The sequence below is a fragment of the Nocardia sp. NPDC055029 genome, from assembly GCF_053608525.1.
This window is the reverse complement of sequence record NZ_JBSGVQ010000004.1, coordinates 265,612-278,352: the sequence shown is the minus strand read 5'-3', so window position 1 is coordinate 278,352 and position 12,741 is coordinate 265,612. Positions and strand designations below refer to the sequence as shown.

The window sequence follows — 12,741 nt, the reverse complement described above, 5'->3', positions numbered from 1 at the left end:
GTCCGACAGGCCGCGGCGCGCGGAGCTAGCATCGCGAGGGTGACCGAACGCCCCCAACGCGTGTGGATCGACAAGCAGCACCCTGCGATCTTCAAAGCACTCAGCGCGACCGCCGCCGAGATCCGTGCCGCCGCCGCGGCCGCGGGCATCGAGCGCAGGCTGATCGAGCTGATCAATCTGCGGGTCTCCCAGATCAACGGCTGCCCGTACTGCCTCGACGTCCACGAACACGCGGGCCTGGGCGCCGGATTGTCCGCGCAGGAGATCGCGGTGCTGCCCGCGTGGCGGCGTGGCGGCACCTATTGCGCGGCCGACCGGGCCGCGCTCGGGCTGGCCGAGGCGGTCACCACCCTGCCCGACGAGGAGCGCACCGATCGGGAATACGAGATCGCGCGCGAGCATTGGTCCGATGAACAGATCTCGGTGATCGTCTGGATCGCCGTCGCGATCGGTGCGTTCAACCGCGTATCGATCCTGAGCGCGCACCCTGTTCCGGTGCGGAAGGAGCGCAAGAAGATGCCCGAGACCACCCCCGCCCAGCCCGCCTCGACCGAGCCGCAGCGCCGGGTCGCGCGCAACGCGGACAAGAACCGCTACGACGTGTTCTACGACGGCGAACTGGCCGGCTTCGCCGAGTACGTCGAGCGCGACAACGACACCGATTTCATCCACACCGAGATCGACGGCGCCTTCGCGGGCAAGGGCCTGGGCAGCGTGCTCGCCCGCCAGGCCGTCGAGGACGTGATCGCGCGCGGGCGCACCATCACCGCGCACTGCCCGTTCATCCGCGGCTGGCTGGACAAGCACCCCGAGTACGACGCGCATGTGGTCGGCAAGGGCATCGCGAAGTGAGTGACCTGGAGGCCGATCCCGCCGAGGCGCTGTGTGAGCCGTCGCCGAGTCCGGGACCGATCACCGAGTTGTACCCCGCCAGGGAGGTACCGCTCGGCGGCGTCCGCGGCGTGTACGTGGAACGCACACTGCCGCAACGTGATCTGCCGACCGTCGGCGCGTGGTGTTTTCTCGACCGGTTCGGCTCGCCGACCGTCACGCGGACCGGGGCCTCCCCCGATATCCTGCCCCACCCGCATATCGGGTTGCAGACGGTGACCTGGCCGTTCGACGGCCGGATCCGGCACCGGGATTCGGTCGGCTCCGACGTCGAGATCGAACCGGGGCAGCTGAACCTGATGACCTCGGGTCGCGGCATCGCGCATTCGGAGTTCGGCGTTCCCGGCGCGCACGCGGGCAACGGCCTGCAACTGTGGATCGCCCTGCCCGGCACCGCGACCGGTGTCGAACCGCACTTCGAGCAGCATCGCGAGCTGCCCGTGTACGAGGAGCCGGGGGTGCGGGCCATCGTCCTGATCGGCTCGCTGGGCGGGGTCACCTCACCGGCGAAGGCCTACACCCCGATCGTGGGAGCCGACATCGCGCTCGATCCCGGTGCCGAGGTACGGCTGCCGCTGGAACGGGCCTTCGAGCACGCGGTGCTGGTGATCGAGGGCACGGTGCGGGTGGACGGCGCCGAGCTCACCGCCGGCCCGCTGCTGTATCTGGGCACCGACCGCGCCGAGCTGCTCCTGGAGAGCACCGACGGCGCGCACTTCGCGCTGATCGGCGGCGAGCCGTTCGCCGAGGAACTGGTGATGTGGTGGAACTTCGTCGGCCGCAGCCACGACGAGATCATCGCGGCCCGCGAGGCCTGGGAAGCCCACGACACCAGCCGTTTCGGCGAGGTCCCCGGGCACGGCCCGGCGGAACGGATTCCCGCGCCGCCGCTGCCGCCGCTGCGCTTGAAGCCACGCAAGCGAGCCACCGGCTGCACCCACCGCTGATCCGGCACCGCCTTCCCCGCGGCGCCGGATCGGTGCTCAGCGAGCTTCGGCCAGCAGCGCGTCGAGGGCGCGGTAGCTGTCGTTGAGGCCGACTTCCATCCCGGAGGCGAGCATGCCCGCGCATTCGTCGGCGGTGTGGAAGATGCTGTCGGTGACCACGCGGGTGCGGCCGTTGCCCAGGTCGACGAAGGTCGTCGAGTCGATCGAGATGTGCGCGGGCATGCCGTCCCACTCGAAGGACTGCACGATCCTCTCCTTCGGGGTGATCTCCCGGAAGCGGCCCTCGAAGCCGTAGGACTCCTCGCCCTCGTGCTCGACGAAGCGCCAGTGCCCGCCCTTGCGGAATTCCCAGCGCTCGACGTCGACCACGTGGCCGCGGCCCCACCAGCGCGAGAGCTGCTCGATCCGGCTGTAGGCGTTCCACACCCGGTCCAGCGGTGCGTCGAAATCGCGTTCGATGTGGACTTCGCGGTCCGATGTCGAGGTGATGACCGCGTCGTTGGTGGTGGTGCTCATTGCTCTGACTCCGTTCGTTGCAGGAATTCACCGAGACGGTCCATCCGGGCTTCGAGCATCTGCCGATAACCCTGCATCCAGGCCACCTCCCGATCGAAGACGTGCTCGCCGATCCGGCAGTACCGGACCCGCCCACGCTTCTCGGTGACCACCATGCCCGCGTCCTCGAGCAACCCGATGTGCTTCTTGATGCCGGTCAGGGTCATCTCGAACCGCTCGGCCAACTCGCTGATACTCGCGGGCCCACGACCGAGGTGCTCGAGTATCCCCCGCCGGGTGGGGTCCGCGAGCGCCCCGAACGAGGCATCCAGGAAGTCATACTGAACCATCTAGTTCAGTATTGCGCGCGCCGCGGCGGGCGTCAAGGGTCGCCGGAGATTTCCGAAAACCCCGGACTCACTCCAGGATTCACTACTACGCTTTGTCGTAGACAACGGCGTTCGAGGGGGATCTCATGGACAAGACCACGTGCTGCATCGTCGGCGGCGGACCGGCTGGAACGATGGTGGGCCTGCTGCTGGCCAGGGCGGGCGTGCAGGTCACCGTGCTGGAGAAGCATCCCGACTTCCTGCGCGATTTCCGCGGTGACACGGTCCACCCGTCGACCGTGCGGCTGCTCGACGAACTCGGACTCGGTGACGACTTCGCCCGGCTGCCGCAGTCCGCGCTGACCAGAATGTGCATGTACGCGGGCGATCGCATGGTCGTCGCCGCCGATCTCACCCGGATCCCGGGCCGGTACCGCCACATCGCGATGGTGCCGCAGTGGGACTTCCTCGATCTGCTGGTGAGCGCCGCCGCCGTGGAACCGACGTTCACCCTGCGGATGCGATCGACCGTCACCGGGCTGCTCCACGAGTCCGACACGGTCACCGGCGTGCGCTACCGCGATGCCGACGGCGCCGAGCACGAACTGCGCGCCGATCTCGTGATCGCCTGCGACGGACGTGATTCCGTGTCCCGCGAGGCCGCAGGCCTGCGCCAGCAGCGGGAGGAGGTGCCGATGGACATGTGGTTCTTCCGCATCCCGAAGGCCGCTGACGACACCGAGGGCGGTGCCGTGCAGGCCCGCTTCACCAGCGGGAACTCGGCAGTGGCGATCGATCGGGGCGACTACTACCAGACCGGCTACATCATCGAGAAGGGTTGCGACGCAACGCTGCGGGCCGCCAACGACGTGCGGTGGCTGCGCGATCGGGTCGGCAAACTGTTCGGCTGGCCCGCCGAGGCGACCGCGGCGATCCGGTCCTGGGACGACGTCAAGCTGCTCGAGGTGACCGTCGGCATGCTCGACCGCTGGTACGTGCCCGGCCTGCTGTGCATCGGCGATGCCGCGCACACGATGTCGCCGGTCGGCGGTGTCGGCGTCAATCTCGCCGTGCAGGATGCCGTCGCGGCCGCGCGCATCCTCGCCAAGCCGCTGCTCGACGGCACGGTGCGGACCGCCGACCTGGAGAAAGTGCAGCGCAGGCGGATGCTGCCGGCCAGCTTCACCCAGCGCTCCCAGCGCGGCGAGCACGACATGCTCATCGCGCCCGCGCTCCGCGGTGAACTGCGCACCGCCCCGCTGCCGCTGCGGGCGGTCGACGCCGTGCCGATCCTCGCCGGACTCGTCGCCTACCTCGGCGGGATCGGCATCCGCCCGGAACACGCACCGGATTTCGCCCGCCGCCCACCGAGCGGGGCAGACCGGCCCGCTGCGGCCCGCTGACCGCGCGGAACCGCCTCGGCGATCGGACCCGCGCCCTTGTGATCCTCGCGACGCCGGGACCGAGCGGCCTCGCGACAACTTCCCGAAAACCCTTCCAGCGGTTAGGTTTGCCGCGATGAACGGGACGAATCGGTCCCGGGTGATTTCAGCGGGAGGCTTGCGGGATGAAGTTCGGCACTGTGGTTGGCGCGGCTTTGCTGGCAGTGGGAGTTACCTTGGCCGGCACGGGCGCAGGCGCCGCCGAGCCCGGACCCGTCGGCACCCAGCCCGGCAGCACGCCGCTGCCCGCCCTGCGCAGTGTCGACAGGGGCGTGAACTACCAGGTCGGCGTGTCCGAGGATCGGCGTGCCGCGGTGACGACGCTCGACGCGGGACAGTTCCAGCTCGTGCACGACGCGAAGGTCGTCACGGTCACCGATGCCTCCGGCGCGGTGATCGCCGCGCTGCCGATGGTCGTGCGCCTCGGTGAGCACTCCGTGCCGCTCACCCCCGCGATCGACGAGTCGGGCACCCGCCTCACGCTCACCGCGGTCGGCGAGGCCGATGCGCCGGTGCGCGAGATCAGCGCCCAGGAGCAGTTCTACGCCGAGACGCAGCGCCTGCAGCCGCAGATCATCCAGGGAGCGGCGATCGGGGCCGCCATCGGCTTCGTTCTCGGATTCCCGCTCGGGCTGTTCGTTCTCGACTTCATCACCGTCCCGGTCGCGACCGTGGCCGGCGCCGCGATCGGCGCGATGGCCGGGTACGCGATGGCGGGCGGGCAGCCCGCGATCGATACCGCGCTCGCCTACGTCACCGGGGCGCCCTGAGCGCCGGGTAGCACCGGCACCCTCCGCTACCGTGGACAGGAGGAGACTCCGCGCGTTGTGAGTGGGTGGTGAGAGACGTGTTCGACCCGCTGGCCGATATCGATCGGGCCCTGGCCGAGCAGGCCGGATGGACGTGGTTCGACGACTACCTGCTGTACACGTGCGGGGTGGCCGAGCTGATCGCGAGCGGGCGGGTCGCACAGATACCGTCGACCGCGACGCGGGTCCGGCTCGAGCCCGGCGAGACGTGCCTGGCCGACGGCGGGGTCCAGTGGTTCACCTGGCGTGGCGTCGGGGACGGCCGGTGGTCGCGTGGCCGGGTGCGCGCCGACGGGCAGACGCCGCTCGGCGCTGTCGCGCACCTGGGCAATGGGGTGCGCAACGAGACCAGGCGGTCGCGCGCCGAGGCGGCGGCGCAGCCGCGGTGGGTGGCCGAGCGGCCGGGGTCGGCGATGGTCTCGAACCGGCGGATCCACCTGGCGAATCCGGAGCGGTCGTTCTCGCTGTACTGGTCGGCGCTGGAGAGTGTCGACCTCACCGCGCCCGACCTGGTCGGCTGCCGGTTCCCTGACCGCAGCGGCACCATGCAGCAACTACAGATCCGTAGTGCGTGGGCGCCGCTGATCTTCGTCACCGCGGCGCTACAGCACTTTCCGCATCATCCGCTGCTGCGGACCGGGACGTGGCTGCCCGCCGGTTTCGAGGACAAGTGTCATCTCGCGGGCAAGAAGTGCCCGAAGGTGCGCAGGCTCTAGCGTTGCCGCGCCCGGTAGGCCGCGACGGCATTGCGGTTGCCGCAGGCGGTGCTGCAGTAGCGGCGGGATCGGTTGCGGGACAGGTCGAGAACCAGTCCTTCGCAGGTGTCGTCGGCACAGATCGACAGACGGCTCAGATCGTCGGCGCGGATCAGGTCGATCATCGCCATGGCTGTCTCGACGGCGATGCGGACCGGGAGCGCGGCCTCGGGCGGCACGGCGTGGACGTGGTAGTCGACGTCGCCGTGCCGGACCAATTGCGGGACAGCGCGATGCTCGGCGAGGGTCTCGTTCACCAGGACCACCGCGCTGTCCCGGTCGCTGGTGAGCATCCGGCGCAGCGGCGCGCGTAGGGCTCGCACCGCGGCCAGTTCCGCGGCGTCGCCGGTGTGCACACCCGTGTAGACGTGCCGCACGAAGAACTCGTCGAGCTGGTCGGTGCCGGTGAGGGTGTCGGGGTACTCCGCGGAATTGACCAGTTCGACCGCCGCCAGCAGCGCCGCCTCGGTGTCATGAGCGAAAACCACGTTGACATATTACCGCAACCTGCTTACCGTCATTAGTCATGGCGACTTTGACTCATGACGGATTGGCGAGCAGCCGAATCCGCACCGGCCTGCTCTTCGCGCTGGCCTCCGCCACCTCGTTCGGCCTGTCCGGTCCGCTCGCCCGCGGCCTGATGAACGCGGGCTGGAGCGCGGCCGCCGTGGTCGCCGCGCGCGTTCTGCTCGCCGGAGTCGTCCTGCTCCCCGTCGCCCTCCCGCAGATACGCGGCAACTGGAACCTGGTGCGCGCCAACACGACCCTGATCGTGCTGTACGGACTGCTCGCCGTCGCAGGCACCCAGCTGGCCTATTTCAACGCCGTCGCGCACATGGAGGTCGGCGCCGCGCTGCTGATCGAGTACACCGCGCCGATCGCCGTCGTCGGCTGGATGTGGGCGCGGCACCGCCAGCAGCCCGGCGCGGCCACCCTCGCCGGCGCCGCACTCGGCATCACCGGACTGCTGCTCGTGCTCGACATTCTCGCCGGCGTGTCGACCGATCCGATCGGCATCACCTGGGCGCTGGCCGCGATGATCGGCGCCGCGGCGTATTTCGTGCTCTCCGCCCAGGGTGGCGAGCTGCCCGGCACGGTCCTGGCCGCCGGCGGTCTGCTGATCGGCGGGGTCACGCTGGTACTGGCAGGAGTGGTCGGCATCGTGCCGCTGCACGCCACCACCGCGACGGTCGAGTTCGACGATTTCAGTACGCCATGGTGGGTTCCGATCCTGGTGATCGGCATCGTCACCGCCGCCATCGCCTACGTCACCGGCATCGCCGCCACCCGTCGCCTCGGCTCCCGGCTGGCCTCGTTCGTCGCGCTCACCGAGGTACTGGCCGCGCTGCTGTTCGCCTGGGCCCTGCTCGGCGAGGCGCCCCGGCCGATCCAATTGCTCGGCGGGGCACTGATTCTCCTCGGCGTGATCATCGTCCGCCTCGGGGAGCCCGCATCACCGCCCGTCGGCGATCCCGAGGCGCGGGCCGCCGCCGAGGTCCCGACGGCAGCCCGGCCGGAGGCGTGAACTACCAGCGGTAGTCGAGGAACTTGCCGTCGAGGGTGATGACGACGCGGTCGCCGTCAGGATGTGGGCGGCGGGCGATGTCGATGTTGAAGTTGATCGCGCTCATGATGCCGTCGCCGAACTCCTCGTGGATCAGCGCCTTGAGCGCCGGTCCGTAGACCGAGACGGCCTCGACGAGGCGATAGATGGTGGGATCGGCCAGTTGCGCCGGGTCGGCGCCGCGCGAGGGCTGCAGGCGCAGGCTCTCGGCGACAGTCTCGTCGAGATCGAGGAGCGCGCAGACCGCGGCCGCCTGCTCCTCGGTCATCGGGTGCTGACCGAGCAGGGCGGCGGTCGTCCAGACCAGTGGCGCACCCAGCGATTCCGCGATGGCGGCCCAGGTCAGACCTGCGCGGATGCGGGCAGCGACGACGAGATCGGCGGCGGCGGACTTGCTCATGATCGGTTGCATACGGGCTCCTCGGTCGGGGACCTCGCCAGCCTGCCATCCGCGCACCCTCGCCCGCCATAGTGGAATACCACTATTTACCCGGAGGCAACTTCCAGTGATCGCGAGGCAACCTCGACGGCGAAAACTACTGTGCTGGAATCACTACGAAGGGGTCGCATGTCGTATCTCAAACCAGCGGACTTCGTCGAGAAGATGATCGACGCGGGCGAAGCCAAGGCATTCATGTCCACCCGGGACACCGTGATCCGCGCCTATATGGCGGGCGCGATCCTCGCCCTCGCCGCGGCGTTCGCGGTCACCATCACCGTCAACACCGGCCAGCCGCTGCTGGGCGCCGTGCTCTTCCCGGTCGGCTTCTGCATGCTGTACCTGCTCGGATTCGACCTGCTCACCGGCGTTTTCACGCTGGTACCGCTGGCCCTGCTCGACAAGCGCCGCGGCGTCACCATGCGCTCGATGCTGCGCAACTGGGGCCTGGTCTTCGTCGGCAATTTCGCCGGCGCGTTCACCGTCGCCGTGATGATGGCGATCATCCTGACCATGGGCTTCGCCATGGATCCCAGCGCCGTCGGCCAGAAACTCGGTGAGATCGGCGAGGCCCGCACCCTCGGATACGCCGAGTATGGCGCCGCGGGCATGCTCACCCTCTTCATTCGCGCCGTCCTGTGCAACTGGATGGTCTCCACCGGCGTGGTCGCCGCCATGATGTCCACCTCGGTCTCCGGCAAGGTGATCGCCATGTGGATGCCCATCATGCTCTTCTTCTACATGGGCTTCGAACACTCCATCGTCAACATGTTCCTCTTCCCCTCCGGCCTCCTCCTCGGCGGCGACTTCTCCCTCACCGACTACCTCATCTGGAACGAAATCCCCACCGTGGTAGGCAACCTCGTAGGCGGCCTCACCTTCGTAGGCCTAACCCTCTACGCCACCCACGCCCGCACCGCCCCCTCCCGCCAACCCACCGAGTCGACGACCGACTAGCCGCCACCCGCGTTGGGCACGAAAACGGCCCCCGCTCATGACGAGCGGGGGCCGAAATCTGTTGCCTGGCTACAACTTAGCGGTAGTCGCTGAAGCCGTAGTCGTCCAGCGGCACTGCGGCGCCGGTGGAGGTACCGAAGCTGTCCGGCGAGTAGTAGGTGTCGTCGTAGGACGGCACCGCGTACGCGGCGGCGCGGGCTTCTTCGGTCGGCTGCACCTGGATGTTGCGGTAGCGGTTGATACCGGTACCGGCCGGGATGAGCTTACCGATGATCACGTTCTCCTTCAGGCCGATCAGCTTGTCGGAGCGGCAGTTGATGGCCGCGTCCGTCAGCACTCGGGTGGTCTCCTGGAAGGAGGCCGCCGACAGCCACGAATCGGTGGCCAGCGACGCCTTGGTGATACCCATCAGCACCGGACGGCCGGAGGCGGGCTCGCCACCCTCGGCCACCACGCGACGGTTCGAGTTCTCGAACTCGGCGCGCTCGGTGAGCGAACCGGGCAGGAACTCGGTCGCACCCGAATCGATGATCGTCACGCGACGCAGCATCTGGCGCACGATGACCTCGATGTGCTTGTCGTGGATCGACACACCCTGCGAGCGGTAGACCTCCTGGACCTCGTGGACCAGGTGGACCTGCACCTGACGGGGACCCATCACGCGCAGCACCTCGTGCGGATCGGCAGCGCCCTCGAGCAGCTGCTGACCCACCTCCACGTGGTCACCGTCGGCCAGCAGGCGCTCGGTGCCGTCGTCGTGCTTGAACACACGCAGACGCTGACGCTTCGAGAGCTTGTCGTAGACGACTTCTTCCGACCCGTCATCGGGGATGATCGTGATCTTGTAGAAGCGGTCGTCGTCCTCGAGGCGCACCCGGCCCGAGACCTCAGCGATCGGCGCCTTGCCCTTGGGGACACGGGCCTCGAAGAGCTCCTGAACACGCGGCAGACCACCGGTGATGTCGTCACCAGCGACACCACCCTGGTGGAAGGTACGCATGGTCAGCTGGGTACCCGGCTCACCGATGGACTGGGCGGCGACGATGCCGACGGCCTCGCCGATGTCGACCAGCTTGCCGGTGGCCATCGAGCGGCCGTAGCAGGTGGCGCAGACGCCGGTGCCGGTGGTGCAGGTCAGCACGGAGCGGACCTTCACCTCGGTGATACCGGCCTCGAGCAGCGCCTCCAGGGCCGGGTCGCCGAGATCGGCGCCCTTGGCCACGACGACGTTGCCGTTCGCGTCGACCGCGTCGGTCGCCAGGGTGCGAGCGTAGGTCGAGGTCTCGACGTGCGCGTCCCGGATGAGCGAGCCGTCGGCCTGCTTCTCCGCGATCGGCACGACGATGCCGCGCTCGGTGCCACAGTCGTGCTCGCGCACGATGACGTCCTGCGAGACGTCGACCAGACGACGGGTCAGGTAACCCGAGTCGGCGGTACGCAGCGCGGTGTCGGCCAGACCCTTACGAGCACCGTGGGTGTTGATGAAGTACTCGAGCACGGTCAGGCCCTCACGGAAGGAGGACTTGATCGGGCGCGGGATGAACTCACCCTTGGGGTTCGTCACCAGACCCTTCATACCGGCGAGGGTACGAGTCTGGGTGAAGTTACCGGTCGCACCCGAGTCGACGATCGTGATGATCGGGTTGTCGGCCGGGTAGTGCGAACGCAGCGCCGTACCGACCTCTTCGGTCGCTTCCTGCCAGATCTTGACCAGGGCGTTGTTGCGCTCCTGGTGATCGAGCGCACCACGCTGGTACTTCTTCTCGATCTGATCCGCCATGGCCTCGTACCGCTCCATGATGTCGGCCTTCTCCGGCGGAACGAGCACGTCCGACATGGAGACGGTGACACCCGAACGCGTGGCCCAGTAGAAGCCGGCGTCCTTGAGCTTGTCGACGGTCTGCGCGACGACGATCATCGGGTAGCGCTCGGCCAGATCGTTGATGATCGTGGCCTGCCGCTTCTTCGGCATCGGCTCGTTGATGAACGCGTAATCCGCCGGGAGCAGATCGTTGAACAGCACGCGACCCAGGGTGGTCTCGGCCAGCCACGCGTCACCGCGGTGCCAGCCCTCCGGGAAGAGCTCCGCCTCGATCTCGCGCGGCGGGCGCTGCTCGGTGAGACGCACCTTGATCATCGAACGCACGGTGAGCTCACCGCGGTCGACGGCCATCTGGGCCTCGGCGGGCGAGGAGTACACGCCGTACTCCGGCTCGTCCTTGCCGCCGGCCCGGTAGGTGCCGACGCCCTTCTCGTCGAGACGAGTCAGGTAGAACAGGCCGGTCACCATGTCCAGACGCGGCATCGCCAGCGGGCGACCCGACGCCGGGGACAGGATGTTGTTCGACGACAGCATCAGGATGCGCGCCTCGGCCTGCGCCTCCGCCGACAGCGGCAGGTGCACGGCCATCTGGTCACCGTCGAAGTCGGCGTTGAACGCCTCACACACCAGCGGGTGCAGCTGGATGGCCTTGCCTTCGACCAGCTGCGGCTCGAAGGCCTGGATACCCAGGCGGTGCAGGGTGGGCGCGCGGTTGAGCAGCACCGGGTGCTCGGCGATGACCTCTTCGAGGACATCCCACACCTGGGGACGCTGACGCTCGACCATCCGCTTGGCGGACTTGATGTTCTGCGCGTGGTTCAGGTCGACCAGACGCTTCATGACGAACGGCTTGAACAGCTCGAGCGCCATCAGCTTCGGCAGACCACACTGGTGCAGCTTGAGCTGCGGACCGACCACGATGACCGAACGGCCCGAGTAGTCGACACGCTTGCCGAGCAGGTTCTGACGGAAACGACCCTGCTTGCCCTTGAGCAGATCGCTCAGCGACTTCAGCGGGCGGTTACCCGGTCCGGTGACCGGACGGCCGCGACGGCCGTTGTCGAACAGCGCGTCGACGGACTCCTGCAGCATCCGCTTCTCGTTGTTGACGATGATCTCGGGCGCACCCAGATCGATCAGTCGCTTGAGGCGGTTGTTGCGGTTGATCACGCGGCGGTACAGGTCGTTCAGGTCGGAGGTGGCGAAGCGGCCACCGTCGAGCTGAACCATCGGGCGCAGCTCCGGCGGGATCACCGGAACAGCGTCGAGCACCATGCCCATGGGCGAGTTGCCGTTGGCCTGGAAGGCCGCGACGACCTTGAGGCGCTTGAGCGCGCGCAGCTTCTTCTGGCCCTTGCCCGAGCGAATGGTCTCGCGCAGGTTCTCGGCCTCGGCGTCGATGTCGAAGTTCTCCATCAGCTTCTGGATGGACTCCGCACCCATGGCGCCGGTGAAGTACTCGCCGTAGCGGTCGACGAGCTCGCGGTAGAGCACCTCGTCGACGATGAGCTGCTTGACCGACAGCTTGGTGAAGGTCGTCCAGATCTCGTCGAGGCGGTCCAGCTCACGCTGGGACCGGTCGCGCAGCTGACGCATTTCGCGCTCGCCGCCGTCCTTGACCTTGCGACGCACGTCGGACTTGGCGCCCTCGGCTTCCAGCTCGGCCAGGTCGGCCTCGAGCTTCTGCGCGCGGGCCTCGAGATCGGCGTCGCGCTGATCGGCGACAGCCTTCTTCTCGACCTCCATCTCGGCCTCGAGAGTGCTGAGCTCGTTGTGGCGCAGCTCCTCGTCGACACCGACGATGACGTAGGCGGCGAAGTAGATGATCTTCTCGAGATCCTTCGGCGCCAGATCCAGCAGGTAACCCAAGCGCGACGGAACGCCCTTGAAGTACCAGATGTGGGTGACCGGTGCGGCCAGCTCGATGTGGCCCATCCGCTCACGACGCACCTTGGCGCGAGTCACCTCGACGCCACAGCGCTCACAGATGATGCCCTTGAAGCGGACGCGCTTGTACTTGCCGCAGTAGCACTCCCAGTCCCGGGTGGGGCCGAAGATCTTCTCGCAGAAGAGCCCGTCCTTCTCCGGCTTGAGCGTGCGGTAGTTGATGGTCTCCGGCTTCTTGACCTCGCCATAGCTCCACTGGCGGATGTCTTCGGCGGTGGCCAGGCCGATCCGGAGTTCATCGAAGAAGTTGACGTCTAGCACGTAACTTCCTTTCCCCTGTTCGGGTCGAATTCGAGCAAAAGTTCACTAGTTATCGATCGCGGTGTGCGGGTGGCTGTTGCAAC

The 12,741-nt window shown here is 68.0% G+C and carries 12 protein-coding genes and 1 pseudogene; 8 read left to right on the top strand and 5 right to left on the bottom strand.

What is annotated here, in order from left to right; genetic code table 11:
• Positions 1–39: 39 nt before the first annotated feature.
• From ACWF9G_RS06205 to ACWF9G_RS06195, 3 genes and pseudogenes are all read left to right on the top strand, one after another.
• Positions 40–501: pseudogene (locus tag ACWF9G_RS06205) on the top strand (carboxymuconolactone decarboxylase family protein); the annotation flags it as partial.
• Positions 502–516: 15 nt separating this feature from the next.
• Positions 517–852, top strand: a complete 336-nt coding sequence (locus tag ACWF9G_RS06200; protein WP_379029928.1) for a GNAT family N-acetyltransferase — start codon at positions 517–519, stop codon at positions 850–852.
• Positions 849–1,838: a pirin family protein gene (locus ACWF9G_RS06195; protein WP_452514015.1), complete on the top strand. Its 990-nt coding sequence runs from the start codon at positions 849–851 to the stop codon at positions 1,836–1,838. The genes ACWF9G_RS06200 and ACWF9G_RS06195 overlap by 4 nt, the downstream gene beginning before the upstream one ends.
• Positions 1,839–1,874: 36 nt before the next feature.
• Here ACWF9G_RS06195 and ACWF9G_RS06190 read toward each other — a convergent pair whose 3' ends face one another.
• Together ACWF9G_RS06190 and ACWF9G_RS06185 are read right to left on the bottom strand one after the other, a co-directional pair.
• Positions 1,875–2,354 (bottom strand): SRPBCC family protein, encoded by a 480-nt coding sequence (locus ACWF9G_RS06190; RefSeq protein ID WP_452514013.1) that lies wholly within the window; start codon positions 2,352–2,354, stop codon positions 1,875–1,877.
• A complete protein-coding gene (locus tag ACWF9G_RS06185) occupies positions 2,351–2,683 on the bottom strand; it encodes an ArsR/SmtB family transcription factor (RefSeq protein WP_452514011.1) in 333 nt (110 codons plus the stop codon). Before ACWF9G_RS06185 ends, ACWF9G_RS06190 begins: the two co-directional genes overlap by 4 nt.
• 125 nt (positions 2,684–2,808) lie before the next feature.
• Between ACWF9G_RS06185 and ACWF9G_RS06180 the strand changes: the two genes are divergently transcribed.
• The 3 genes from ACWF9G_RS06180 (at position 2,809) to ACWF9G_RS06170 (ending at position 5,629) form a co-directional block, all read left to right on the top strand.
• On the top strand, positions 2,809–4,065 hold the full coding sequence (locus ACWF9G_RS06180) for an FAD-dependent oxidoreductase (RefSeq protein ID WP_452514010.1): 1,257 nt from the start codon (positions 2,809–2,811) through the stop codon (positions 4,063–4,065).
• Positions 4,066–4,229: 164 nt separating this feature from the next.
• Positions 4,230–4,874, top strand: coding sequence for a hypothetical protein (locus ACWF9G_RS06175; protein ID WP_452514008.1), 645 nt, complete (start codon positions 4,230–4,232; stop codon positions 4,872–4,874).
• A gap of 68 nt (positions 4,875–4,942) precedes the next feature.
• The gene (locus tag ACWF9G_RS06170; protein WP_452514006.1) at positions 4,943–5,629 is read left to right on the top strand and encodes a hypothetical protein; all 687 of its coding nucleotides are present in this window, start codon (positions 4,943–4,945) and stop codon (positions 5,627–5,629) included.
• Here the strand turns inward: ACWF9G_RS06170 and ACWF9G_RS06165 are convergent.
• The gene (locus ACWF9G_RS06165) at positions 5,626–6,156 is read right to left on the bottom strand and encodes a CGNR zinc finger domain-containing protein (RefSeq protein ID WP_452514004.1); all 531 of its coding nucleotides are present in this window, start codon (positions 6,154–6,156) and stop codon (positions 5,626–5,628) included. The genes ACWF9G_RS06170 and ACWF9G_RS06165 overlap by 4 nt on opposite strands.
• Positions 6,157–6,194: 38 nt before the next feature.
• Between ACWF9G_RS06165 and ACWF9G_RS06160 the strand changes: the two genes are divergently transcribed.
• Positions 6,195–7,193: an EamA family transporter gene (locus ACWF9G_RS06160; protein WP_452514002.1), complete on the top strand. Its 999-nt coding sequence runs from the start codon at positions 6,195–6,197 to the stop codon at positions 7,191–7,193.
• Between the two features lies 1 nt (position 7,194).
• On the opposite strand, the gene cynS is transcribed toward ACWF9G_RS06160, so the two are convergent.
• Positions 7,195–7,644, bottom strand: coding sequence for a cyanase (cynS, locus tag ACWF9G_RS06155; protein WP_452514000.1), 450 nt, complete (start codon positions 7,642–7,644; stop codon positions 7,195–7,197).
• 156 nt (positions 7,645–7,800) lie between these two features.
• On the opposite strand from cynS, the gene ACWF9G_RS06150 reads away from it, so the two are divergent.
• Positions 7,801–8,628 (top strand): formate/nitrite transporter family protein, encoded by an 828-nt coding sequence (locus ACWF9G_RS06150; RefSeq protein WP_452513998.1) that lies wholly within the window; start codon positions 7,801–7,803, stop codon positions 8,626–8,628.
• A 76-nt stretch (positions 8,629–8,704) separates the two neighbouring features.
• On the opposite strand, the gene ACWF9G_RS06145 is transcribed toward ACWF9G_RS06150, so the two are convergent.
• Positions 8,705–12,658 carry a DNA-directed RNA polymerase subunit beta' gene (locus ACWF9G_RS06145; protein WP_379309040.1) on the bottom strand — a complete coding sequence of 1,318 codons (3,954 nt, stop codon included), beginning with the start codon at positions 12,656–12,658 and terminating at the stop codon, positions 8,705–8,707.
• Between the last annotated feature and the right edge of the window lie 83 nt (positions 12,659–12,741).